This window comes from Massilia paldalensis, assembly GCF_044901715.1.
Lineage (GTDB): Bacteria > Pseudomonadota > Gammaproteobacteria > Burkholderiales > Burkholderiaceae_D > Telluria > Telluria paldalensis.
In genome coordinates this window covers 13,095-37,896 of the sequence record NZ_JBJCIU010000012.1, presented here as the reverse complement: position 1 = coordinate 37,896, position 24,802 = coordinate 13,095, and the positions used below count along the sequence as shown (strand labels likewise).

Annotated in this window: 20 protein-coding genes and 1 pseudogene; 5 read left to right on the top strand and 16 right to left on the bottom strand. The window is 66.9% G+C overall.

The features are described from left to right. Positions 1–132: 132 nt before the first annotated feature. Positions 133–345 (bottom strand): annotated as a pseudogene (locus tag ACI1V7_RS27425) (IS6 family transposase); the annotation flags it as partial. Positions 346–365: 20 nt separating this feature from the next. Beyond that, entirely contained in the window at positions 366–770 is a 405-nt protein-coding gene (locus ACI1V7_RS27420; RefSeq protein WP_404535716.1) for a SirB2 family protein, read from the bottom strand. 162 nt (positions 771–932) lie between these two features. On the opposite strand from ACI1V7_RS27420, the gene ACI1V7_RS27415 reads away from it, so the two are divergent. Beyond that, positions 933–1,502 (top strand): nitroreductase family protein, encoded by a 570-nt coding sequence (locus tag ACI1V7_RS27415; protein WP_404535713.1) that lies wholly within the window; start codon positions 933–935, stop codon positions 1,500–1,502. A gap of 1 nt (position 1,503) precedes the next feature. Here ACI1V7_RS27415 and ACI1V7_RS27410 read toward each other — a convergent pair whose 3' ends face one another. The 8 genes from ACI1V7_RS27410 to ACI1V7_RS27375 all read right to left on the bottom strand — a co-directional run bounded on the left by ACI1V7_RS27410 (position 1,504) and on the right by ACI1V7_RS27375 (position 12,574). After that, positions 1,504–2,130, bottom strand: coding sequence for a hypothetical protein (locus ACI1V7_RS27410; RefSeq protein ID WP_404535710.1), 627 nt, complete (start codon positions 2,128–2,130; stop codon positions 1,504–1,506). Next, positions 2,127–2,873 carry a peptidylprolyl isomerase gene (locus tag ACI1V7_RS27405; protein ID WP_404535707.1) on the bottom strand — a complete coding sequence of 249 codons (747 nt, stop codon included), beginning with the start codon at positions 2,871–2,873 and terminating at the stop codon, positions 2,127–2,129. Before ACI1V7_RS27405 ends, ACI1V7_RS27410 begins: the two co-directional genes overlap by 4 nt. 29 nt (positions 2,874–2,902) lie before the next feature. Further along, complete coding sequence (gene narI, locus ACI1V7_RS27400) at positions 2,903–3,586, bottom strand: respiratory nitrate reductase subunit gamma (protein ID WP_404535704.1); 684 nt, start codon at positions 3,584–3,586, stop codon at positions 2,903–2,905. A gap of 10 nt (positions 3,587–3,596) precedes the next feature. Beyond that, entirely contained in the window at positions 3,597–4,250 is a 654-nt protein-coding gene (gene narJ / locus ACI1V7_RS27395; protein WP_404535701.1) for a nitrate reductase molybdenum cofactor assembly chaperone, read from the bottom strand. Between the two features lies 1 nt (position 4,251). Beyond that, the gene (narH, locus tag ACI1V7_RS27390) at positions 4,252–5,808 is read right to left on the bottom strand and encodes a nitrate reductase subunit beta (RefSeq protein ID WP_404535698.1); all 1,557 of its coding nucleotides are present in this window, start codon (positions 5,806–5,808) and stop codon (positions 4,252–4,254) included. Between the two features lie 39 nt (positions 5,809–5,847). Beyond that, positions 5,848–9,663 carry a nitrate reductase subunit alpha gene (locus tag ACI1V7_RS27385; RefSeq protein ID WP_404535695.1) on the bottom strand — a complete coding sequence of 1,272 codons (3,816 nt, stop codon included), beginning with the start codon at positions 9,661–9,663 and terminating at the stop codon, positions 5,848–5,850. 189 nt (positions 9,664–9,852) lie between these two features. Beyond that, positions 9,853–11,247, bottom strand: coding sequence for a NarK family nitrate/nitrite MFS transporter (locus ACI1V7_RS27380; RefSeq protein WP_404535692.1), 1,395 nt, complete (start codon positions 11,245–11,247; stop codon positions 9,853–9,855). Between the two features lie 49 nt (positions 11,248–11,296). Further along, entirely contained in the window at positions 11,297–12,574 is a 1,278-nt protein-coding gene (locus ACI1V7_RS27375) for an MFS transporter (protein WP_404535689.1), read from the bottom strand. Positions 12,575–12,798: 224 nt separating this feature from the next. Between ACI1V7_RS27375 and ACI1V7_RS27370 the strand changes: the two genes are divergently transcribed. Beyond that, entirely contained in the window at positions 12,799–15,141 is a 2,343-nt protein-coding gene (locus tag ACI1V7_RS27370; RefSeq protein ID WP_404535685.1) for a response regulator, read from the top strand. Between the two features lies 1 nt (position 15,142). On the opposite strand, the gene ACI1V7_RS27365 is transcribed toward ACI1V7_RS27370, so the two are convergent. From ACI1V7_RS27365 to moaA, 4 genes are read right to left on the bottom strand one after another with little or no spacing between them, the layout of a single operon-like run. Continuing rightward, positions 15,143–15,829 carry a response regulator gene (locus tag ACI1V7_RS27365; RefSeq protein WP_404535682.1) on the bottom strand — a complete coding sequence of 229 codons (687 nt, stop codon included), beginning with the start codon at positions 15,827–15,829 and terminating at the stop codon, positions 15,143–15,145. Between the two features lie 19 nt (positions 15,830–15,848). Further along, positions 15,849–17,816, bottom strand: a complete 1,968-nt coding sequence (locus ACI1V7_RS27360; RefSeq protein WP_404535679.1) for a type IV pili methyl-accepting chemotaxis transducer N-terminal domain-containing protein — start codon at positions 17,814–17,816, stop codon at positions 15,849–15,851. Next, the gene (locus ACI1V7_RS27355; RefSeq protein ID WP_404535676.1) at positions 17,813–18,463 is read right to left on the bottom strand and encodes a carbonic anhydrase; all 651 of its coding nucleotides are present in this window, start codon (positions 18,461–18,463) and stop codon (positions 17,813–17,815) included. The genes ACI1V7_RS27360 and ACI1V7_RS27355 overlap by 4 nt, the downstream gene beginning before the upstream one ends. A 1-nt stretch (position 18,464) precedes the next feature. Next, positions 18,465–19,439 carry a GTP 3',8-cyclase MoaA gene (gene moaA, locus ACI1V7_RS27350; RefSeq protein ID WP_404535673.1) on the bottom strand — a complete coding sequence of 325 codons (975 nt, stop codon included), beginning with the start codon at positions 19,437–19,439 and terminating at the stop codon, positions 18,465–18,467. Positions 19,440–19,607: 168 nt separating this feature from the next. Between moaA and ACI1V7_RS27345 the strand changes: the two genes are divergently transcribed. From ACI1V7_RS27345 to ACI1V7_RS27335, 3 genes are read left to right on the top strand one after another with little or no spacing between them, the layout of a single operon-like run. Beyond that, the gene (locus ACI1V7_RS27345) at positions 19,608–21,242 is read left to right on the top strand and encodes a methyl-accepting chemotaxis protein (protein ID WP_404535670.1); all 1,635 of its coding nucleotides are present in this window, start codon (positions 19,608–19,610) and stop codon (positions 21,240–21,242) included. Positions 21,243–21,254: 12 nt separating this feature from the next. Continuing rightward, a complete protein-coding gene (locus tag ACI1V7_RS27340; protein WP_404535667.1) occupies positions 21,255–22,097 on the top strand; it encodes an alpha/beta fold hydrolase in 843 nt (280 codons plus the stop codon). Further along, the gene (locus ACI1V7_RS27335) at positions 22,090–24,228 is read left to right on the top strand and encodes a bifunctional diguanylate cyclase/phosphodiesterase (RefSeq protein WP_404535663.1); all 2,139 of its coding nucleotides are present in this window, start codon (positions 22,090–22,092) and stop codon (positions 24,226–24,228) included. Before ACI1V7_RS27340 ends, ACI1V7_RS27335 begins: the two co-directional genes overlap by 8 nt. On the opposite strand, the gene ACI1V7_RS27330 is transcribed toward ACI1V7_RS27335, so the two are convergent. Then, positions 24,216–24,443 (bottom strand): hypothetical protein, encoded by a 228-nt coding sequence (locus ACI1V7_RS27330; RefSeq protein WP_404535660.1) that lies wholly within the window; start codon positions 24,441–24,443, stop codon positions 24,216–24,218. The two genes, ACI1V7_RS27335 and ACI1V7_RS27330, sit on opposite strands and share 13 nt — an antisense overlap. Then, positions 24,436–24,681 carry a cation transporter gene (locus ACI1V7_RS27325; protein ID WP_404535657.1) on the bottom strand — a complete coding sequence of 82 codons (246 nt, stop codon included), beginning with the start codon at positions 24,679–24,681 and terminating at the stop codon, positions 24,436–24,438. Before ACI1V7_RS27325 ends, ACI1V7_RS27330 begins: the two co-directional genes overlap by 8 nt. Positions 24,682–24,802: the final 121 nt, after the last annotated feature.

The following is a 24,802-nucleotide window of genomic DNA, read 5'->3' as shown; positions in this document are numbered from 1 at the left end:
CGACCTACGAGGTCTGGGAACTCAGGGGCAAACTTTGTCCGAAATCTGGGCAGCTGTTCTGGCTGCGTGAACTCAGCCGGCGCGCCGGTAGGTTAGCGTGCCTTTGTCCATAATTTGCACCAGAGCCGCGAAGCGGCTCCAGCGTTTGTCGAACTCCGGTGCGTACCGCTGAACCCAACGCAGGATTGTCGTGTGAGCGATCGGCAGGCCTCGCTCAGCCATCATCTCGACCAGGTCTCGGTACGACAGCTTATAACGCAGGTACCAGCGCACGCAAAGGATGATGATCTCTTGTTCGAAGTGTCGGCCCTTGAACAGGTCGCTCGTGCTCGTGTGACTACGCATGTCAGGCAAAGGCCGTCATTCTAGCTGAGCTGCAGGTTTGCACCAGAGCCGAAAAACAAAGGGTTCTTGGTGACGGCGACGCTGACGATGTAGCCAAACGTGGCGAGGGCCGCCGCGAAGGCTGCGGCGCGTATCCCGAGGCTGCGCCCGTACTTCAGGGCGATCGAGCCAAGCACGATATACGCCACCAGCGCAACCACCTTCGCCGTCAGCCAGGGATGTGGGCCCGGGTACTGGTGCGACCAGCCGGCCAGGCCAAGCGCGGATGCGAGCAACAGCGCGTCGACGACATGCGGCAGGCGTTTCACCCAGGGCCGCTGCAGCTGCGCCGATCCGGCCAGCATCCAGCATCCCCGCAGCAGGAAAAAGCTGCCCGAGAACGCCGCGCAGCCCATGTGGAATTGTTTCAGCAGGAGGTAGTCCAAGATGCGCAGCCGGAAACCGGCGTGAGGGTCAACAGGGAGGATTGTATCGGTCCAGCACCGGCGCGGCTGTCGGCATGTGGAGCTACCCAAACTAGTCATTCCGTACTAGGCGTGCCGGCGGCAGGGCCGCCCTATAATGGGGCGACCACCTGAGGATCGACAATGAACGACGGAATATGGGAGTTGTTGGCTGGACGCCGGAATGTCGGCTTGCGCCGGCTCGACGCGCCGGGGCCGGACGATGAAAGTCTGCACCGCCTGCTGGCGGCCGCCGCCCAGGCGCCGGATCACGGCCAGGTGCACCCCTGGCGCTTCATACGGATCCCGGCGCACCGGCGCCCCGACCTGGGCGAAGTATTCGTGGAGGCGCTCGCGCAGCGCGAGCCCGGCAGCGACGAGGCGGATCGCGCCGCGGCCTACCGGAAAGCCTTCCATGCGCCCTGCCTGCTGGTGGCGGTCTGCGTCGACGATCCTGATGCGGGCGCCATCGCCACTGAGGAAAAGCTGGTGTCGCTGGGCTGCGCGATCCAGAACATGCTGCTGGCGGCCCAGGCGCTGGGCTTTGCGAGCGGCCTGGCGAGCGGGGGCGCGCTGGATAGCCCGGCCATGCGCCGGCTGCTGCGCCTCGATGCGCACGAGCGGGCGATCTGCTTCATCGGTTTCGGCAGCGCCGCGCCGGCCAAGGCGCCGCGGCAGCGTCCGGCGCCGGAGTCCTTCTTCTCGACCCTGTGATTCAGGACGCGGCCGGGTAGCCGATCGATTGCACCAGCAGCAGGTGCTGGTCCGCGCCCAGGCCGATGCTCTGGCCGAGCGCAACCCGGTCCAGCCATCCCCTTGCCACCGTGATCAACTTTTCCGTGACGCAGATGCGGTCGACGTGTTCGCACAAGGTGGCGGTATTGATGGCGGACAGCGCGGTCGTGTCCTGCTCGCGCAGGTGGGCACTGCGGCCGGTGTGCCCGACATAGATGATATTCAAAGGGGCCGGCGGCAACCCGTCCAGCAAGGACAGCTCGGACCGGATATCGCGCCGCGACACGCCGTACAGCAGGCGGCAGACCCGGCTGTACTGGTAGACCCCGGACGCCAGGGCGACATAGATCTCGACCCGTTCGCTGCCGCGGCCATCGCCTGGCATTTCCCGTTCCAGCGGGGCATCCGCCACCGCCCGCTCGAGGATCCGCGAGGTGGCGCCCAGCGGCAGCGGACCCGGCGCCAGGCACCGCCAGGCGGGGAAGCGGTGCAGTACGTCGACCAGCACGCCGGTCGCGGCTTTCCCTCTCGCACGAAGCCGCAGCGGGTCGTCGGACGAGGGACGCGGCCCGGCGTCCCGCATGGCGTCGTGGCGGCGCATGCTCATTGCACCAGCGGCGTCGCGCTGCCCTCGAGGGAAATTCCTTCGATGCGCGCGCGGCCGACCAGCAGCTGCAGGTACTGGTGCAGGCCACGCTGCCAGGCGGCGGTCGCCAGGTAGTCCGCGATCTGCGACCTGACCGCCTCGAAGGGCAGCAGGACGCCCCCGATGCGGCGCAGTACCTGGACGATGTGCAGGCCGAAGCGCGTCTCCACCGGGCGCGCGGCCATTTCGCCGGCGCCGAGCCGGAACAGCACCTCGTCGAACTCGGGGACGCATTCGCCCCGGCTGAGCTGGCCGAGGCTGCCGCCGACCGCGCCTGAGGCGCAGTTCGAATACCGGGCCGCCAGTTCTTCGAAGCGATCGGGCTCGGCCCGCAGCGCGGCCAGCATCTCTTCGGCCATGTCGCGCACCAGTTCGAGCGGCACGGTCGGCGTCACCTGGAACAGGATGTGGCGCGCCTCGACCATCTCGCCGCGCGTGAACTGGCGCGGATGCTTGTTGTAATAGGCCAGGCAGGTTTCGAGGTCCGCCTGCGGCACCTGCACTTCGCGGGCGAGCAAGGCCTCGATGCGCGCGTCGTCGTCCTCGCCGCCGATCGCCAGCCGCGCCGCTTCCTGCAGCAGCAGGGTGCGCAGCACGACTTCGTGCACCGACTGCTTGAGCGGATTGGCGGCCTGCTGATGATGCGGCAGTTCCTGTTCGATCAGGGCGTCGTCGATCTCGACGCCATTGACTGAAATTCCCATGGTGTTCTCCTTGTCGTCCCTGGCAGCGCTCAGCGCGGGCGGACCAGCTGGAAGGCGCGGCCCAGGTAAGTCACGGCGCCGAAGCCGCTCCAGATGTGCACCAGGCGGGTGAAGGGGAAGATCACGAATAGCGACATGCCCATGAACAGGTGCAGTTTGAATACGATCGGGGCCTCGATGATGAAGCTGGCGGCGTCGCCGCGGAAGGTGACGATGTGCTGGGCCCAGGTCATCAAGAGGACCATCATGTGGCCGTCCAGGTGACCGGCGGACACGAAGATCGAGCACAGGCCGAGCAGCAGGGTGCCGAGGATCCACAGCAGCACGATCTTGTCCTTGAAGGTCGTGGCGGCGCACAGGCGGTCGTTGGCGAAGCGGCGCGCCAGCAGGATCAGGAGGCCGGCCAGGCACAGGCTGCCCATCACGCCGCCGGCGGCCATCGCGAAGAGCTGCTTGGCGCCGTGGCTGACGCCCAGCGTGTCCCAGACCCAGACCGGGGTCAGCAGGCCAACGGCATGGCCGCCCAGCAAGCCGATGATCCCGATGTGGAACAGGATGCTGCCGAGGCGCAGGTGTCCGCGGTGCAGGACCTGGGTCGATTCCGAGCGCCAGGTGTACTGCTCGCGGTCGAAGCGGATCAGGCTGCCGAGCAGGAAGACCGCCAGGGCGATATAGGGATAGATCCCGAAGAGGAATTGGTGCAGGTAGTTCATGATAAGTCTCCTAGTGCGCTGCGGCTGCCTGGGGGCGCGTGCCACGGGGATAAAAATTGATCGGCTGCGCGCCACCGGTCGCCGGCTTGAGCAGCGGCTCGACGCCGTCGGCGCCCGGCCCGAAGGTTTCCAGCGCCTCGTCCATGTCCTTGACCGGCGGCTCCGAGAGTTCCTCGGCCGCCACCGGCGACAAACCTTCCAGCACCGTGAACACGCCGGCGTAGACGCTGCCGTTGGCGGCGAGCTTCCTGCCGATATGGGCCAGCACGTGGACCGCGTCGCCCAGCAGGCGGCCGGCTTCCTCGCGGTCCAGCTGCGACAGGAATTCGAGGAACAGCGGCACGAAGTCCGGCAGCTCGTCCGGGCACATTTCCAGGCCGTGCTTCTTGTATTCTTCCATCAGGTCGACCATGGCCTGGCCGCGGTCGCGCGACTCGCCGTGGATGTGCTCGAACAGGTGCAGCGAATGCGAGGGCGTGCGGTCGAAGGTCTGCACGTACTCCTGCTGCAGCGTGATCAGGTCGTTCTCGGCCAGGTGGGTCAGCAGCGAGGCGACACCGGCGCGCATCGGCACCGGCAGGCCCGCTTCCAGCTCGGGCAGGGCGGCGACCAGCTCGGCTTCCGGGTAGGTCAGCAGCGCCGACAGGATCTGGTAGTGCTTCATCTCAGGCTCCTTCCACTTCTTTTTTCTTGCGCGACTTCGGCATCGAGACGAAGTGCACCGAACCCTGCTTTTTCTTGCCGAACAGCGAAGCGTCGCTGACGCCGTCCGAGCAACCGTTCCCGAACGAAAAGCCGCACGACCCCTTGTCGTTGAAGCTGTCCTCGGCCATTTCCTTGTGGCTGCTCGGGATTACGAAGCGGTCTTCGTAGTTCGCGATCGCCATGATGTGGTACATGTCCTCGACCACGGCCTTGCTCAGGCCAACCTGCTTCAGCACCTCCAGGTTCTCGGCGCCGTCCACCGATTTCGAACGCATGTAGGCGCGCATCGCCAGCATGCGGTCCAGCGCATGCACCACCGGCGCCTCCTTGCCCGCGGTGAGCAGGTTGGCGAGGTAGCGTACCGGGATGCGCAGGCTCTTGGTGTCCGGCAGGATGCCGTTCATGCCCATCTTGCCCGACTCGGCCGCGGCCTGGATCGGCGACAGCGGCGGGATGTACCACACCATCGGCAGCGTGCGGTATTCCGGGTGCAGCGGGAAGGCGATCTTCCATTCGACCGCCATCTTGTACACCGGCGAGCGCTTGGCCGATTCCAGCCACGAGTCCGGGATGCCCTGGCGGCGCGCTTCACGGACCACTTCCGGGTCGTGCGGATCAAGGAACAGGCCGAGCTGGGCTTCGTAGAGGTCCTGCTCGTCGGCCACCGAGGCGGCCTGCTCGATCTTGTCGGCGTCGTACAGCAGCACGCCCAGGTAGCGGATGCGGCCCACGCAGGTTTCCGAGCACACGGTCGGCTGGCCTGCTTCGATGCGCGGGTAGCAGAAGGTGCACTTCTCGGCCTTGCCGGAAGACCAGTTGTAATAGATCTTCTTGTACGGGCAGCCGGAGATGCACATGCGCCAGCCGCGGCACTTGTCCTGGTCGATCAGCACGATGCCGTCGTCTTCGCGCTTGTACACCGAGCCGGACGGGCAGGACGCCACGCAGGCCGGGTTCAGGCAGTGCTCGCACAGGCGCGGCAGGTACATCATGAAGGTGTTCTCGAAGGTCGCGTACATCTCCTTCTGCACGTTGTCGAACAGCTTGTCCTTGCTGCGCTTGGCGAATTCGCCGCCCAGGTCGTCTTCCCAGTTCGGGCCCCACTCGATCTTGTCCATCTTCTTGCCGGTCAGGACCGAGACCGGACGCGCGGTCGGCGGCGTCTCCGACAGCGGCGCGTTCTGCAGGCGCTCGTAGTCGTAGGTGAAGGGCTCGTAGTACTCGTCGATGCTAGGGAGGTTCGGGTTCGCGAAGATGTTCGCCAGGATCTTCAGGCGCGAACCCTGGCGCGGCTCGATCTTGCCGGAGGCCGTGCGTTTCCAGCCGCCGTTCCACTTGTCCTGGTTCTCCCACTCCTTCGGGTAGCCGATGCCGGGCTTGGTCTCGACGTTGTTGAACCAGGCGTACTCGACGCCATCGCGGCTGGTCCAGACATTCTTGCAGGTCACCGAGCAGGTGTGGCAGCCGATGCACTTGTCCAGGTTCAGGACCATGCCGATTTGTGCTCTGATTTTCATTTCGATTCCTCGTTATTCCTGACGCTTCAAGCGCCGCTTTTACGCGCCCTTCGGTGCCGGCATCCGTGCCAGCGCGGGTTCGCGGTCTTCTTCCCGATCCTTCTTCGGCGCCGGTTTCGCCGGCGCCGTCGGGGCCGGGCCGCGGGTGATCTCGTCGCTATTCGGACGCGATTCGTCGCGCTTGCCTTCCATCCAGTTCACGTCGCGCATCTTGCGCACCACCACGAACTCGTCGCGGTTCGAACCCACGGTGCCGTAGTAGTTGAAGCCGTAGGACAGCTGGGCATAGCCGCCGATCATGTGGGTCGGCTTGGTCACCGCGCGGGTCACCGAGTTGTGGATGCCCCCGCGCTTCTTCGACATCTCGGCGCCGGGCACGTTGACGATCTTTTCCTGGGCGTGGTACATGATCGTCATGCCTTCCGGGACGCGCTGGCTGACCACCGCGCGGGCGGTCAGGGTGCCGTTCACGTTGAAGACCTCGATCCAGTCGTTGTCCTCGATGCCGGCCGCTTTCGCATCGGTCTCCGACAGCCACACGTGGGGGCCGCCGCGCGACAGCGTCAGCATGCGCATGTTGTCCGAGTAGGTCGAGTGGATGCCCCACTTCTGGTGCGGCGTGATGAAGTTCAGCGCCAGCTCCTTGTTGCCGTTCGGACGGCGGTTTTGAATCGCCTCGGTCGTCTTCGTGTTGATCGCGGCCTTGTACACGCACAGCCCTTCGCCGAAGTCGCGCATCCAGAGGTGATCCTGGTAGAACTGCTGGCGGCCGGTCAGGGTGCGGAAAGGAATCAGCTCGTGCACGTTGGTGTAGCAGGCGTTGTAGCTGACTTCTTCGCTCTCCAGGCCCGACCAGGTCGGCGAGGAGATGATCTTGCGCGGCTGGGCCTGCACGTCGCGGAAGCGGATGCTGTCGTGCTCGCGCGGGAGCGCCAGGTGCGTGTGGTCGCGGCCGGTGATCTTCGACAGCGCGTCCCAGGCTTTCACGGCCACGTGGCCGTTGGTTTCCGGCGCCAGCGTCAGGATCATCTCGGCGGCGTCGATCGCGGTGTCCAGGCGCGGCTGGCCCTGCGACACGCCTTCCTCCAGCACGGTGCGGTTGATGCCGCGCAGGACGTCGACTTCATGGCCGGTCTTCCACGCGATGCCCTTGCCGCCGTTGCCGACCTTCTCGAGCAGCGGACCGACCGAGGTGAACTTCTTGTGGATCTGGCGGTAGTCGCGCTCGATCACGGTCATGCTCGGCATGGTCTTGCCCGGCACCGGTTCGCACTCGCCGAGTTTCCAGTCCTTCGGATCGAAGGGTTGGCCCAGCTCGCCCGGGGTGTCGTGCAGCAGCGGGGTCAGGACCAGGTCCTTGCGGGTACCCAGGTGGGCGCCGCCGATCTCCGAGAACTTGGCCGCGATGCCCTTGTAGATCTCCCAGTCCGACTTCGATTCCCACAGCGGCTGCACGGCTTCGGACAGCGGGTGGATGAAGGGGTGCATGTCCGAGGTGTTCAGGTCGTCCTTCTCGTACCAGGTCGCGGTCGGCAGCACGATGTCGCCGTACAGGCAGGTGGTCGACATGCGGAAGTCGAGCACCACCAGCAGGTCGAGCTTGCCTTCGGCGGCCGGGCGCACCTTGACGTCGCGCGGCTTCACGCAATCGTCCTCGTCGCTCATCAGGGCGTTCTGGGTGCCCAGCAGGTACTTCAGGAAGTATTCGTGGCCCTTGCCCGAGCTGCCCAGGATGTTCGAACGCCAGACAAACATGTTGCGCGGGAAGTTGGCGGGATTGTCCGGGTCGTCGCATGAGAAGTTCAGCTTGCCGGACTTGATCTGCTCGACCGCGTACTTGGCCGGGTCCTGGCCGGCCGCTTCGGCGGCGCGCACCACGTCCAGCGGGTTGGTTTCCAATTGCGGCGCCGACGGCAGCCAGCCCATGCGCTCGGCCTTGGCGTTGTAGTCGATCAGGGCCATCTCCTCGAGCTGGCCGTCCGCGGTCGGGCACAGGATTTCCGAGGTGTGCAGCTTCTCGTGGCGCCACTGGCTGGTGTGGGCGTAGAAGAAGGAGGTCGAGTTCATCTGGCGCATCGGACGGTTCCAGTCCTGCGCGAAGGCGAGCGGGGTCCAGCCGGTCTGCGGACGCAGCTTTTCCTGGCCGACGTAGTGGGCCCAGCCGCCGCCGCTCTGGCCGATGCAGCCGCACATCATCAGCATGTTGATGATGCCGCGGTAGGTCATGTCCATGTGGTACCAGTGGTTCAGCGCCGCGCCGACGATGACCATCGACTTGCCGCGGGTGCGGTCGGCGTTGTCGGCGAACTCGCGCGCCACGGTAATGACGTCGGCGGCTTTCACGCCGGTGTGCTTGACCTGCCATTGCGGGGTGTAGGGCACGTCGTCTTCATAGCTCTTGGCCGCGTTCGGGCAGATGCCGCGGTCGACGCCGTAATTGGCCATCGACAGGTCGAACACTGTGGTGACCAGCGCGCTCGTGCCGTCGGCCAGTTCGATCTTCTTGACCGGCACGTGACGCAGCAGCAGGTCGTCGGCATCCTTGCCGCCGAAGTAGGGGAAACCGACCGGCACGATCTGGTCGTGGCCCTCGATCAGCGAGAGCTGCGGGTCGATCGGATTACGTGTGGAACCTTCCTTCTGTTCCAGGTTCCACTTGCCCGACTCGCCCCAGCGGAAGCCGATTGAGCCGCTCGGGGCGACGATCCGGCCGCTGGCCTGGTCGATGACCAGGGTCTTCCATTCCGGGTTGTTGGTCTCATCGAGGCTGTGTTCCAGGTGCGAGGCGCGCAGGAAGTAGTCGGGCACCAGGGTGCCGTCGCGTTCCTTGAGCATGACCAGCATCGGGAAGTCGGTGTACTGCTTGGCGTACTCGATGAAATAGCTGGACTTGCCGGTCGCGTGGAACTCCTTCATGATCACGTGGCCCATGGCCATCGCCAGCGCGGCGTCGGTGCCCTGCTTGGGGGCGAGCCAGATGTCGCCGAACTTGGCCATCTCGCCAAAGTCGGAAGACACGGCCACGGTCTTGGTGCCCTTGTAGCGCACTTCGGTGTAGAAGTGGGCGTCCGGGGTGCGGGTCATCGGCACGTTCGAGCCCCAGACCATCAAATAGGTCGAGTTGTACCAGTCGGCCGATTCCGGAACGTCAGTCTGCTCGCCCCAGACTTGCGGGCTGGCCGGCGGCAAATCGCAGTACCAGTCGTAGAAGCTCATGGCGACGCCGCCGATCAGGCTCAGGTAGCGGGTGCCTGCGGCGTAGCTAACCATCGACATGGCCGGGATCGGCGAGAAGCCGATGATGCGGTCCGGGCCGTACTGGCCGATCGTGTAGGCGTTGGCGGCGGCGATGATCTCGTTGACCTCGTCCCACTTGGCGCGCACGAAGCCGCCCTGGCCGCGCACGGTCTTGTAGCTGGCGGCGCGTTGCGGATCGGTGGTGATGTATTCCCAGGCGGCGACCGGGTCGCGGGTGGCGCGCGCTTCGCGCCACAGCTGCATCAGGCGGCCGCGCACCATCGGGTGCTTGACGCGCTGCGCCGAATACACGTACCAGGAGTAGCTGGCGCCGCGCGGGCAGCCGCGCGGCTCGTGGTTGGGCAGGTCGGGACGGGTGCGGGGGTAGTCGGTCTGCTGGGTTTCCCAGGTGATCAGGCCGTTCTTGACATAGACCTTCCAGCTGCACGAGCCGGTGCAGTTGACGCCGTGGGTCGAGCGCACGATCTTGTCGTGCTGCCAGCGCTGGCGGTAGGCCTTTTCCCAGGTACGGTCCTCGTTGACCACAACGCCGTGGCCATTCGAAAAGGTTTGTTTGGCGTTGCCGAAAAATTTCAGCCGGTCCAGAAAATGACTCATGATTCCTCCAATGAACTGTGAACAGTCTAAGGAGCAGCTCGGCCATTGGATATTCGCAGGAAGGCGGTGCGGCGGTGGATTAGGGAGTAGGCCGCCTACGCCTTTCGAACTAGGGCGAGGCGGGCCGATAAAACAAAAAGGCCGCTGCCCGTGGTCGGGGCAGCGGCCTGTCGCCGGGGCGTACGCCGGTCAGCAGGGCATGTCGGCGCCCTTGCGCGCATAACACCACCAGGTCACCGCGATGCAGCTCACGTAGAAGCCGATGAAGCACCACAGCGCGGCGTTGGCGCTGCCGGTCAGGGCGATCGAGGTGCCATAGGCCTTCGGGATGAAGAAGGCGCCATAGGCGGCGATCGCCGAGGTGAAGCCGAGCACGGCGGCGGCCTCCTTGTTGGCGCTGGCGACGGCCTGCGCCTTGATGGCTTGCGGCTGGCCGGCGCTGGCGCGCTGGTGCAGGGTCAGGAAGATTACCGGGATCATGCGGAAGGTCGAGGCATTGCCGACGCCGGTGCAGGCGAACAGCACCAGGAACATCAGGAAGAAGCCCATGAAGCTGCCCGGGTTGCCGACAGCCGTATCGGGCAGGAAGTGCAGCACGCCCAGCACGGCGGCGATCATGGCGGCGAAGGTCCAGACCGTGACGCGGGCGCCGCCCAGCTTGTCGGCAATATAACCGCCGGCCACGCGCGCCAGCGCGCTGACCAGGGGGCCGACGAAGGCATACTGCAGCGGGTTCACTTGCGGGAACAGGGTGCTGGTGAGCAGCGGGAAGGCCGCCGAGTAGCCGATGAAGGAACCGAAGGTGCCGATGTACAGCCAGCACATCAGCCAGTTGTGCTTGCGCTTGAAGATCACGGCCTGCTCCGCGAACGAGGCCTTGGCCGAGGCCAGGTCGTTCATGCCGAACCAGGCGGCCACCGCGGACAGCAGGATGAAGGGCACCCAGACGAAGCCGGCATTCTGCAGCCAGACCTGCTTGGTCTGCGCCGCCCCATGTACCACCTTCGCCCAGCTCTGCGGCTCGCCGCCGAACACGGCGGCGGTGATCACCAGCGGCACCACGAACTGCACCGCCGACACGCCCAGGTTGCCCAGGCCCGCGTTCATGCCCAGGGCGTAGCCCTTCTGGGCCTTCGGGTAGAAGAAGCTGATGTTCGACATCGAGGAGGCGAAATTGCCGCCGCCGAAGCCACACAGCAGGGACAGCACCAGCATGGTCGGGTAGCTGGTGGCCGGGTCCTGCACCGCGAAGCCGATCCCCAGCGCCGGGATCATCAGCGAGGCGGTCGAGATCGCGGTCCACTTGCGCCCGCCGAAGATCGGCACCATGAAGGAATAGAAGATGCGCAGGGTGGCGCCGGACAGGCCCGGCACCGCGGCCAGCCAGAACAGCTGGTTGGTACTATACTTGAAGCCGATGGCCGGCAGGTTGACGACGACCACGCTCCACACCATCCAGATCGCGAAGGCCAGCATCAGAGCCGGGATCGAGATCCAGAGGTTGCGGTTGGCCGTGCTCTTGCCGCGGCTTTGCCAGAAACTGGGCACCTCGGGTTCCCAGGTCGAAATGAGGTATCTGCTCACGCTATTCTCCTTGTGAGTGTTTGGGGATATATAGGTTTGTCCGCTCGGCTCAGGCGGCCTTGCGCAGGGACTTGTTTGCATTCTTCGGCGCAGCCGGGGCCACGGCCGGCTGCGCATGGCCGGGCTTGAACGAGAAGTGCATCCAGACCAGCGACACGCAGACGGTGCCGTACAGCAGCATGAAGGAGCTCGAGCGGATGCCGGTCAGGTCGACGATGGCGCCGAACAGGATCGGCAGGATGAAGCCGCCCAGGCCGCCGGCCAGGCCGACCACGCCCGAGACCGCGCCGATGTTGTCGCTGAAATCGTCGGCGATGAAGCGGAACACGGACGCCTTGCCGATCGCCATGGCCACGCCGACCACGAACAGGATGGCGGTGAAGGCCACCGGTCCCAGGCCGAGATGCAGGTCCATGGCGCCGGTCACGGTCTTGACGCTCATCGTGGTCTGCGGGTAGGACAGGATGAAGAAGCAGACCCAGCACACCCACATCACGGCCCAGGTGACCTTGTGGGCGCCGTACTTGTCCGAGATCCAGCCGCCCAGAGCGCGCAGCACGCCGCCCGGCAGCGAGAAGCAGGCGGCCAGCAGGGCGGCCAGCTTGAGGTCGAAACCGTATTCGCCGACGTAATACTTGGTCATCCACAGGGCCAGCGCGACGTAGCCGCCGAACACGACCGAGTAATACTGGCAGTAGCGCCACACGCGCGGATCCTTCAGCACCCGCATCTGCTGGGCGAAGCTCTCACCCGACGGCGCCTTGTGCGCGGGGTCGGAATAGGAACCGAACCAGAACAGCAGGGCGGTGACGACCATTACCACGGCGTAGACCCTGGGCAGGCCCTGCCAGCCGGCGGCGACGATGATGGCCGGCGCGGCGAACTTGGTCAGCGCCGAGCCTGAGTTGCCGGCGCCAAACACGCCCATGGCGAAGCCGCGGCGCTCCTTGCCGAACCAGCGCGCCACATACGGCGTGCCGACCGAGAACGAACCGCCGGCCAGGCCGACGAACAGGCCCAGCACCAGGAAGTGCCAGTAGGCGCTGGCGTAGCTGATCAGCCAGATCGGCAGCGCGCAGGCCATCATCAGGGTGAAGAAGACGATGCGGCCGCCGAAGCGGTCGGTCCAGATGCCCAGCGGCACCCGCACCAGGGCGCCGGACAGCACCGGGGTCGCCACCAGCAGGCCGAATTCGGTTTCGTTCAGGCCCAGCTTGGCCTTGATCGGAATGCCCAGGACCGCGAACATCATCCAGATCGCGAAACAGATCGTGAAGGCAAAGGTACTGCTGACGAGGACCGCGATCGGCCTCCTGTCGGTGCTCATGTTCATCTCCTTGAAACGCACTTTTCGATGTATGGAAGAGTACGGGCCGCGGGCGTACGCCACTATTGGCCGGAGGTGGATTTTCGAGTGGGCAAGAGAGCTAGAGGCCGCCGCCGGACGGACTAGCCGGACTAGGCAAAACGGGCTAGGCGCAGCCGTCCGCCCCCGGGCCGGTCCGAGCGTGTAGGATGTCGGCAATGCCAAGTCCGTCCGGAACGCGTCCCATGCCGCACCCCCTGAGCCCGCAACAGCTGAGCAACATCGTCGACATCGCCGAAAACGCCATCGTCTGCACCAACGAAGCCCAGCAGATCATCTTTTTCAACCAGGGCGCCGAACGCGTGTTCGGCTGGCGCGCCGCCGAGATCGTTGGCCAGGACCTGGCGGTCCTGCTGCCGGAACGCTTCCGCCCCGGCCACGCGGAGCGGGTCGCGGGCTTCCAGAACGGTGAGCGCGCCGCCAGGCGCATGGGCGAGCGCGGCACCATCCACGCGGTACGCAAGGACGGCACCGAGTTCCCGGCCGAGGCGACGATCTCGAAGTCGACTTCCGACGGACGGGTGATCCTGACCGCCATCCTCCAGGACATCTCGGAGCGCCGGGCGTACGAGCGCGAGCTCGAACTGGCCAAGGAGCGTGCCGAAGCGGCGATGCAGGCCAAGAGCATGTTCCTGGCAAACATGAGCCACGAGATCCGCACGCCGCTGAACGCGGTGATCGGCATGACCAGCCTGCTGCTGCATACGCCGATCGACGAAGAACAGCGCGACTACACGGAAACCATCCGCTCCAGCAGCGAGGCCTTGCTGGGGATCATCAACGACCTGCTCGACTATTCCAAGCTGGAGGTGGGCCGGCTCGACCTCGAACGCCATGCCTTCGAGGTGCGGCGCTGCGTCGAGGAGGCGCTCGACCTGCTGGCCCCGGCCGCCGGCGAGAAGCACCTCGACCTGGCCTACATGATCGAGCCCGGGGTGCCGGCCACGATCCTGGCCGACGCTACCCGGCTGCGCCAGGTACTGGTCAACCTGCTGTCGAACGCGATCAAGTTCACCCACCATGGCGAGGTCGTGGTGACGGTCTCGTCCACGCCGCTGGAGCACGGCGCCTGCCAGCTGGCGTTCGCGGTGCGCGACACCGGCATCGGCATCCCGGCGCACCGCCTCGAGGACGTGTTCAGCTCCTTCACCCAGGTCGACGCCTCGACCACGCGCAAGTACGGCGGCACCGGGCTGGGCCTGACGATCAGCCGGCGCCTGGCCGAGATGATGGGCGGCAGCCTCACGGTCCAGAGCGAGGTGGGGCGCGGCTCGATGTTTACGCTGACGGTGCGCGCCGAAGCCTTCGACGAACAGCTGGCCGAGAACGTGCTGCGCGAGCGCGCGGCGAGCGTGCGCGGGCGGCGCATCCTGATCGTCGACGACAATGCCACCAACCGCCGCATCCTGATGAAGCAGGCCCTGCTATGGGGCATGGAACCGCTCGCCGCGGCCTCGGCGGTGGAGGCGATCGACCTGGTGCGCGACGGCCACCCCTTCGACGTGGCGGTGCTCGACATGCAGATGCCCGACATGGATGGCGCCCGCCTGGCGGCCGCGCTGCGCAAGCACCGCGACCGCAGCGCCCTGCCGCTGGTGCTGCTGACCTCGGTGGGCCAGCGCCAGCGCGACGCCGGCGAGGGCATGAACGCCTTCTCCGCCTGGCTGAACAAGCCCATCAAGCCAGCGGCGCTGCTCGAAGCCCTGCAGCAGGTTCTGGGCGAGCGCGTCGGGCACGCCGCGCGGCCGCAGCCGGCGCTGGCGCAGGGGGCGCCGGCAAGCGCACCCGCGGTCGACATCCTGGTTGCGGAAGACAACACCATCAACCAGAAGGTCATCAAGCAGCTGCTGCGCCACCTCGGCTACCGTGCCGACGTGGTGGCCAATGGCCTCGAAGCGCTCGAGGCGCTCGAGCGCCAGGATTACCAGGTGATCCTGATGGACATGCAGATGCCGGAAATGGATGGCCTGGAAGCCACCCGGCGCCTGCGCCAGCGCTTTCGCGGCGCCAATGCGCCCTACATCATCGCGATGACCGCCAACGCCATGCCCGGCGACCGCGAACGCTGCCTGGACGCCGGCATGAACGACTACGTGCCCAAGCCGATCGAGCTGGAGGTGCTGGGCAAGGCGCTGGCCGCGGCCGTCGCGCACGTGGCAGCGCGACGGCAGGACGGCGTGGTGATCGATCCGGCCCGGATCGGGCAGCTGCGCGCGATCGACGACGAGGCCTCGTTGCTGGACGAGGTGATCGCTTCTTTCGTGGGGGAAGTGCCGCAGCTGCTGAACAGGCTGGCCCATGCGGTGCGCGAGCATGACGGGCAGCTGCTGGCGTCGACTGCCCACTACCTGCGTTCGAGCATCGATTTCGTTGGCGCCAACCGGATGCGCCTGCCGTGCACGAACCTGGAGCTGATGGGCAAGGGGCAGACCTTCGATGGCGCCGAGGAGCAACTGGATGCGCTGGAGCGCGCCTACGAGGAGGCCAGGATCGCGCTGCAGGCGCTGCGCGGCGACGCCGCGGCCTGAATCAGGACTGGCGGTCGGGACCGCCGTTCAGGCCCTGCTCAACGGCGAATACGGCGGCCTGGACCCGGCTGGTCAGGCCGAGTTTCTTTAGGATGTTCTGAACGTGGATCTTGACCGTGCTTTCCGCCAGGTCGAGCACGCGCGCGATCAGCTTGTTGCTTTCGCCGCGCGCCAGGCAGGCCAGGATCTCGCGCTCGCGCGGCGTGAGCTTGTCCAGTTCCGAGGGCGGCGCCGGGGCCGCGGGCTCGCGTTGCTTTTGCAGCTGGGCCACCAGCTTGGTCGCCATCGATTCGGCCAGCACCGATTCGCCGGCCGCCGCGCGCTCGATCGCGCGCACCAGGTAGTCGGCGTCGATGTTCTTGACCAGGTAGCCGCGCGCGCCGGCCTGCAGCGCGGTGGCGAGGTCGTCCGCTTCCTCGGACACGGTCAGCATGATGATGGCGGCCTCGGGCCAGCCCTGCAAGATCAGCTGCAGGGTTTCGACGCCGGACATGCCGGGCATGTGCAGGTCGAGCAGGATCACGTCCGGCCGCAGCTGGATGGCGCGCTTGACGCCGTCCACGCCGTCGGAGGCTTCGCCCACGACGGTAAAGCGCGAATTGCGCTGCAACAGCGACTTGACGCCGCTGCGGAACAGCGTGTGGTCATCGACCAGCAGGACGGTGATCGGCTCGGTTGGTGCATCCATGCAAAACTCCAGTTCTCCTTCAGGCTGCCCGCCGGTGCGCGCCCGGAACCTGCAGGCAGACGGTGGTGCCGTGGCCGGGCCTGGAATCGATGTCCAGGTCGGCCTTGATGTGCCGTGCGCGCTCGCGCATGATGTGCAGCCCGACGTGGCTGTCACCCGCCGCGGACACGGCGGTGGCGTCGAAGCCGCTGCCATTATCGCTGATCGATAGCGAAAAGTCTTGAGCGTCCCGTACGCGGACCTGCACCTCGCCCGCATGGGCGTGCTTGCGGATGTTAGACAGGGCTTCCTGGACGATGAACAGGATCTGCAGCTGTTCCTCGCGCGGGAAAGGCAGTCCGCCCGCGCCCTCGGCGGCAAAGCTGGCGTCCACGCCGGTCTGGTCGCGGAACTTGCGGACCGCCTTCCGTAGCGCGCTGTTGAGATCGTCTTCCTCGAGCCGGCTGCGGAAGTTCTGCAGCAGCTCGCGCACGTCCTCGTAGCTTTCCTTGACGCCCGCGCGCAGCAGCGGGACGATGTCGGCCGCTTCCCGGTGCGCGCCCTGGCGCAGCGATTCCTCGAGCATCTGCACTTGCAGGTTCAGGAAGTTCAGGCCCTGGGCGATGCTGTCATGCAGGCCGCGCGCCACCATGTTGCGCTCCTCGGAAATCGCCATCTCGCGCTCGCGCGCCCCCAGGCGCATGTTCTCGATCGCGGTGCCGAGCAGCCGGCCCAAGGTCTCGAGCAGCGCCTGTTCCTGTTCCGTGAACTGGCGCTCGGCGCGGAAATGCAGACTGAACACCCCAAGATGCTGGTCCTGGGCGAAGACCTGGAAGGCCGACACCGTGGCGTAGCCTTCCAGCGAACAACGGGACTGGCCCTGCGAGGGCAGGGTGCGCAGCCAGTGGACCACTGGCTGCCGGTCGCGCGCCGCTGCGCCGCACAGGCATTCGCCCAGCGGCATGCAGCGTTCGGCTTCAGCCATGGCGTCCGACAGGCCGCGCTGGACGACCAGGTGGACTTTTTCCTGGCCTGCCTCGACCAGGCGCACGGAACCGGCGTCGGCGTGAAAATACTCGACGATGCGGTCGATGAAACCGTCGCACATCGGCTCCAGCGTCTGCCGGCGCTGCAGGAAGGCGGCGCTGTCGTAGAGCAGGGCCAGCTCGCGGTTCTGCAGTTCCAGCGCGGCGGTTTTCTCGCGCACCTTGTCTTCCAGGCTGCCGTACAGGCGTTCGAGGCGGTCGGCCATGCGGTTGAAGCCCGCCGCCAGTTGGCCGAACTCGTCGCCGCTGTCGACCTCGAGGCGCACGCCCAGGTCGGTGTCGGCCATGCTGCGCATGCCGGCGTGCAGGCGCTCGACCGGACGCACGATCAGGCTGAACATGAGATACACGAGGGCGACCGTGCCGCCCATCGCGAGCGCCATCAGCGCCAGTTGCGAGGACCGCAGCCAGAAGGTGCGCACCTCGTTGTCGCGCTCGATGAGGCGCACCACGGCATCGATGTCGCCGACATAGGCGTCGACCTCGGCCAGGAAGCGGCGCAGCAGCGCTACCCGCGCGTCGCCCGGCGCCTGCAGGACTTGCAGCGCGCGCGGGCGGATGCGGCCGTTCCAGCCAGCCGCGACCGCGTCGAAGCCGGCGCGGACGGCCCGGGTCGGCGGCAGCCCGAGCGGGCGCTGCGGGTCGCCCTTCGCCACCAGCGCCAGGGTGCGGTCGATGCTGGCGACCTGTTCGCGCGCCGCGCCATCGAAGCCGGCGCCAGGGGTGTGCACCGCGCGCCCGAGCAGCATCGCCAGCCGGTATTCCTGCTTGCGCAGGCTGCCCGTCTCGTTGATCGCGGCGGCCGCGCCCTCGAGTTGCCAGGACAGCCAGAGCGTGGCGCCGATCGCCGCGAGCGCCAGCAGCAGGAAGCCGACCAGGGCGCCGGCGATGCGGGTCGACAGGCGCAGGTGGCCCGGGATCGGCGGGTGGTCCGGCAGCGCGCCGGGCGGGAGGACGTTCATGCGGCGGCCGCCTCGACCGGCTGCACCAGGCTCAGGAACTCCTGCTTGCGCGGCGAATAGGCCATCAGGGAGCCCGCCTCGATGTCGAAGTACCAGCCGTGCAGGGCCAGCTGGTCTTCCTCGACGCGGCGCCGGATCCACGGGTAGCTCATGAGGTTGTCCAGCGAATGCAGGATGCTGGCCAGCTCGGCGGCGCGGCAGCGGCCCTCCTCGTGCTTGTGCGGGAGCGCGCGCAGCACCTCCTCGCGCACCGGTGCGGCGATGCGCATCCAGCGCGCCACGAAATCGGTCTCTTCCGTGACACGGGCCTGCGACATCAGCGCGCGGATGCCGCCGCAGCGGGCGTGGCCCAACACGATGATGCGCGCCACCTGCAGGCCGCAGACCGCGAATTCGATGGCCGAGCTGACACCGGGCGGGGCATCCTGCGTGCACGGCGGGACCAGGTTAGCGATGTTGCGGACGACAAAAATCTCGCCGGGATCGCAGCCGGTCAAGAGGGCCGGGTCGACCCGCGAGTCGCAGCAGCCGATCACCAGCGTGCCCGGATGCTGCCCTTGGCGCAGGCTATCCAGCAGGGTCGGCTCGCTGAGATACTGCTGCTGGAAGCGGGCAAAGCCGCGGATAAACTTCTCGATGTCCTGCATCTCAGCCTCCGGTCTGCGACATGAAGCGGATGATCTTTTCCGGGCGCGCGCTGAATTCGTGCATCTGGGGCTTGAGCTCGATCGCCTCGCGGATCGCGGCCTCCAGTTCCGCGTCGCTGGCCCCGCCGCGCAGCAAGGGACGGAACTCGAACTTCTCTTCCTGGCCCAGGCACATGTAGAGGGTGCCGTCGACCGACAGGCGCACCCGGTTGCAGGTCGCGCAGAAATGCTGCGACAGGGGGGTGATGAAACCGATATTGCTGCGGCCGTCGCGGGTGGCGAGGTAGCGCGCGGGCCCGCCGCCCAGCTCGAGGGCCTGCGGCACCAGATCGAAGCGCTGCTGCAGGCGCGCCCGGACCGGCTGCAAATCCAGGTAGGCGCTGTTGCGCCCGGTCTGGCCCATCGGCATGACTTCGATCAGGCGCAGCACGAAGCCGTGCTTGATGCAGAACTCCGCCATGCGGTCGATCTCGCCGTCGTTCACGCCGCGCATGGCGACCATGTTGATCTTGATGGGGTCGAAACCGGCTTCCTTGCCGGCCATGATGCCATCCATGACCTGGGCGTGGCTGTCGCGGCCCGTGATGCTGCGCATGCAGGCCTGGTCCAGGGAGTCCAGGCTGACGTTGAGGCGCTTGACGCCGGCCAGCCGGAGCGCCTGCGCGTGGCGGCGCAGCTGGGTGGCGTTGGTCGACATCGACAGGTCGTCGATGCCCTCGATCGCGGCGATCCGCGTCGCCAGGCTGGTGACGTGCCGGCGCAGCAAGGGCTCCCCGCCGGTCAGGCGCACGCGCCGCGTGCCCAGCCGGGCGAAAGCGCGCAGCAGGCGCTCGATTTCGTCGAAAGTGAGCCAGTCGCCGGGTTCCTCGAAGTCCTTGAAACCGGTCGGCATGCAATAAGTGCAACGCAGGTCGCAGCGGTCGGTCACGGACAGGCGAAGGTATTCGATCGAACGGCCGAATCGGTCGCGCAACATGCGGTACTCCAGTCAGGGTGAATGGCAGCCATTGTAGGGCGCGCATCCGGCACTGGCTGTCGGCATGATGGATGACCCGGCCTAGTCCTTCCGAACTATTTTCTTGCCGATGCCGTACCTCTACACTTGTTCCTCATAGGAAAATGTGACTGCGAATGGGAAGGAATCATGGTGAAACTCTCGAACTTGAAAATACGCACCCGCCTGGGCGCCGGCTTCGGACTGGTCCTGTTGTTGCTGGGCCTGGTCGTAGGCGTCGGCCTGCAGGGCTTTCGGGCGGTTGGCAACTCGACCGCCACCCTGGTTGACGAGGACTGGGTCAAGGCGGAAGCGGCGGCTACGATCGATACCATGATCCGCGCCAACGCGCGCCGCACGCTGGAGCTGTTCGTGGCGCCTGATCAGGCCTACCGTGACGCCATCCACCAGAAAATCGCGTCCAACAAGCAGGAAATCGCCACCGCGCTGGCGACCCTCGACCCCCTGGTCACGAGTGAGAATGGCAAGGCGATGCTGCGCAAGGTAGTGGACCAGCGCGCTGCCTATGTCGACTCCTTTACCAGGGTCAACGCATTGCTCGAAGCCGGGCAGCGCGAGCAGGCCCAACGCCTGGTGCTGGAGGACACCATGCCGCGCCTGGACGCCCTGCAGGAAGCCGTACAAGCCTTGAACGCCTTGCAGAAGCAGCGCGCGGGCGAGGCGGGACGCCGGGTCCAACATCAGATCGCCTCCGGCAGCACCCTGATGCTGGCGCTCGGCGCTTGCGCGCTGCTGGCAGGGGCCCTGTTCTCGGTCGTGCTGGCGCGTTCCATCGTGCATCCCCTGCGCCAGGCGGTGACGCTGGCCCAGCGCGTGGCGAGTGGCGACCTGACTGGAAAGATCGCGGCCAGTTCGAAGGATGAACTGGGCGATCTGCTGCGTGCGCTCGACACCATGAACCGCCAGCTTGGCGTCATGGTCGACGAAGTGCGCAAGGGCAGCGAAACGATCGCCACCGCCTCCGGCCAGATTGCAAGCGGCAACTTCGACCTTGCTGCGCGCACCGAAATGCAAGCCAGTTCGCTACAGCAGAGCGCGGCATCGATGGAACAGCTGACCAGCACGGTCCAGCAGAACGCCGCCCACGCGCGTCAGGCCAACGACCTCGCCTCGTCGACGGCAAGGGTCACGGCCGAGGGCAGTGACGCCGTGTCGCGCGTGGCCAGTACCATGAGCGACATCAGCGAGTCGGCGCGCCGGATCGCTGATATAACCGGCATCATCGATGGCATCGCGTTCCAGACCAATATCCTCGCGCTGAATGCCGCGGTGGAGGCGGCGCGGGCTGGCGAGCAGGGCAGGGGCTTCGCCGTGGTCGCCAGCGAGGTGCGCAACCTGGCCCAGCGCTCGGCGGCGGCAGCCAGGGAAATCAAGCAGCTGATCACGGATTCGACCGGCAGGATCGCCGACGGCACCCAACTGACCGCCGTCGCTGCCGACACCATGCGCCAGGTGCTGACCGGGGTCCAGCACGTCACCTCCCTGATGGCCGAGATCACCGCCTCGAGCGACGAGCAGCGCATCGGCATCGAGCAGGTCAACGAAGCGGTCAGCCAGATGGACAGCGTCACCCAGCAGAATGCGGCGCTGGTGGAGCAGGCCGCGGGGGCAGCCCAGTCCCTGCAGGAGCAGGCGCAATCGCTGAACCGCACCATCGGCCGGTTCCGGCTCGCCGACCATCACTCCTCGCTCGAAGCGGCCAACAGCCCGCAGTTCGCCAGCGTCGCCGGCGCCGGCCGGGCGCTCGCATGGACCGCAGCCTGAGTGGAGCACAAGATGGACAAGGACAACGACGGCCAGCATGGTGCCAGCGCCTCGGCCCGCCGCCGCAACAACGTGCATGTGGCCGGCGCTGGTGAGCGGACGATCGTGTTTGCGCATGGCTATGGCTGCGACCAGAGCGTGTGGCGCTGGGTCGCGCCCGCGTTCGAGCCCGACCACCGCGTCGTGACGTTCGACCACGTGGGTGCGGGCGCTTCCGACCTGTCGGCCTACGATCCGGTCCGGCACGCGACATTGGAAGGCTATGCCGACGACCTGCTGGCGATCTGTGCCGAGATGGCGCTGTCCGGCATCGTCTATGTCGGCCATTCGGTCAGCGCCATGATCGGCGTGCTGGCGGCCATCCGCGCGCCGGAGGTGTTCGAGCGCCTGGTGTTGGTCGGCCCCTCGCCCTGCTATCTGAACGACGGCGACTATGCCGGCGGTTTTGCGCAGCGTGACCTGGACGAATTGCTCGACCTCATGGACAGCAACTTCGTCCATTGGTCGGCGACCATGGCGCCGGTGATCATGAATGCGCCGGACCGGACCGAACTCGCCGAGGAACTGGCCGGTAATCTCTGCCGGCTCGATCCCGCGGTCGCCAGGCAGTTTGCGCGCGTCACCTTCCTGAGCGACCACCGCGCGGACCTGGGGCTGCTGCGCAGGCCTTCGCTGATTCTCCAGTGCCGCGACGACGCCATCGCCCCACTCGCGGTCGGCGACTATATGCGCAGGCACATGGCTGGCAGCACGCTGCGGCGGATGGCGGCGGCCGGACATTGCCCGCACATGAGCGCGCCGGCCGAAACGATCGCGGCGGTCCGCGCCTACCTCGAGATGGCGCCGTATGCCTGACCAACTGCTGGCGCCAGGCGGCGCCAACCGCGCTGCCGTCCTCGGCTCCCTGTGCGGCTATGTCACTGCCGGGCGCGACGGCCGGATCGGCGAAGTCAATGAAACCTTCCTGGCGTGGAGCGGCCATGCGCGTGCCGACGTGGTCGGCCAGCGCCGCTTCGAGGACTTCCTGACCCCGGCCGGGCGCATCTTCTACCAGGGCCACGCCTGCGTCATGCTGCGCAACCGCGGCATTGTGCGCGAAGTCGCGCTGCAGCTGGTCGCGCGCGACGGCAGCCGCCTGCCGGTGCTCGTCAACATCGCCCAGCGCCGCGACGCGGCGGGCGAGGTGGTGGCTACTGCGTTCACGGTCTTCAATGCCAGCGAGCGCACGCGCTACGAGGAGGAGCTGCTAAAAGCGCGCAGGCATGCCGAGCAATCGCACGAGCAGCTGCTCGAGCTGAACGGCCGTCTGAGCGACAGCAACGCGGCCCTGCATGCGCAGGGCGAGCGCCTGCGGGTGACGCTCAATGCTATCGGGGATGGCGTGATCGCCACCGACGTGGCCGGCCGGGTGAGCTATATGAATCCGGCCGCCGCGACCCTGTGCGGGCATGCCGCCGCACGCAGCGCCGGCCTGCCGCTGGGCGAGGTGTTCGTCCCCTTCGACGAGCACACCGGGCTGCCGTTCAGCATCGCTGATGCGCCCTGCGGCGAACTGGCCGCGCTGGCGCGCGAGGGCAAGTGGGTGTTGCGCAAGGATAACGCGCAGATCCCGGTGACCCTTGTCGCCACGCCCATGCACGACGAGGCCGGCACGATCGTGGGGCTGCTGGTGGTGTTCCGTGACGTCTCTGCCGCGCGCGAATACGAAGCCAGGCTGCACGACCTGGCCACCCACGACGCGCTGACCGGCTTGATCAACCGCCATGAATTCGAGCGCCGCCTGGCGCTGGCCCTGCGCGAAGGCGCGCAGGATGGACACACGCTGATGTACCTCGACCTCGACCAGTTCAAGATCGTCAACGACACCTGCGGGCACGCCGCCGGTGACGAGCTGATGCGCCAGGTGGCCCACATCATGCGCACAGCACTGCGCCGCGAAGACACGCTGGCGCGGCTGGGCGGCGACGAGTTCGGCGTGCTCCTGCACCGGCGCGTGCCCGGCGAGGCGCTGGCGGTAGCCGAGCGCCTGCGCCAGACCGTCAGGGAATTCGACTTCGTCTGGGACGGCAAGCTATTCCCGATCGGCGTCAGCATCGGCGCCGTCCACCTGGCGGCGGGTGCGATGGATCTCGACGACGCCTTGCGCCTGGCCGATTCGGCCTGCTACGTCGCCAAGGGCAAGGGCCGCAACCGCATCCACGTCGGCGCGCGCGACGACCTGGAGGTGGAAAGGCACAAGGGCGAGGTCGGCTGGATCAGCCGCCTGCACCTGGCGCTCAAGGAAGCGCGCTTCGTGCTGTTCGGCCAGCAGATCGTCCCGGTCGAACCGAAGCCAGGCCAGCCGCGCCACGTCGAAGTCCTGATCCGGATGCGCGACGAGGAAGGTCGTCTGGTCTCGCCGATGGCGTTTATTCCCGCCGCCGAGCGCTACGGCCTGATGCCGGAGATCGACCGCTGGGTGGTCGGCACGGTCCTGGAGCGCTTCCATGCGCTGGCGTCCGGCAGCGACACCATCTACGCGGTGAACCTGTCAGGTGCGACGCTCTGCGACGAGGGCTTCTTATCCTTTGCGCGCGCTGCCTTCGCTCGCTCCAAACTGCCACCTGCGCGCATCTGTTTCGAGATTACCGAGACCGCGGCGATCGCCAACCTGAAGCAGGCCACGCGCCTGATCGATGAACTGAAGGCGCTCGGCTGCCAGTTCGCGCTCGACGATTTCGGCAGCGGCATGTCCTCCTTCGGCTACCTGCGGCACCTGCCGGTCGATTTCCTCAAGATCGACGGCAGATTCGTCAAGGACTTGCTGGCCGACCGCGTCAACTACGCGATGGTCGAAGCGATCAACCGCGTCGGCCAGGTGATGGGATTGCAGACGATCGCCGAGTTCGTCGAGGATGCGCCGACCCTGGAGGCGCTGCGCGGGATCGGCATAGACTTCGCGCAGGGCTATGGCGTGCACAAGCCCGAAAAGCTCTATCCGGCCTGAGCCGGCCGGCGCCGGCGCATCCTGTCGAACACGGCCACCGCCCCCGCCATCAGGGCGCCGGCCGCGGCTGCGGCAATCAGCCCGAGCGTGTGGGAGCCGGCCCGCGCCGTCCATTCCTGGACGTACAGCATGGGCGGCGTGAGCGCCATCGGCGCCAGCATCGCCGCGGCCAGCCAGGCATGGCGCCATCTGCGCCCGCGACCGCCCTCAGCCACCACAGCACCCGCCGCAGCAGCCGGACGGGGCCCGCGGCCTGCCCTGGTAGCCGGCGCGCGCCGCCGCGTCGTCGATCGCGCGCGGCGAGGTGGCGTCCGCGTCGAACCGTACCGTGACCTCGGGGCTGCCGGGGGCGAGTTCGATCGCGCGTACGCCCGGCACCGCGCTCAGCGCGCTGGTGAGGCGTTCGATGTCGGCAACCGCGAGCGGCGTCGCGAGTTGGAAAGCGTGTTGCATGATGATTCCTTTGTTGACGTCAGTAAGATGATGGGTTCCCGGTTTGCCAGGACGGCATGTTGTCAGCGTAGGCGCCGGCGGCCGGCCTTCGAACCCGTTTCAGCTTGTTGGGGGGGTAGCG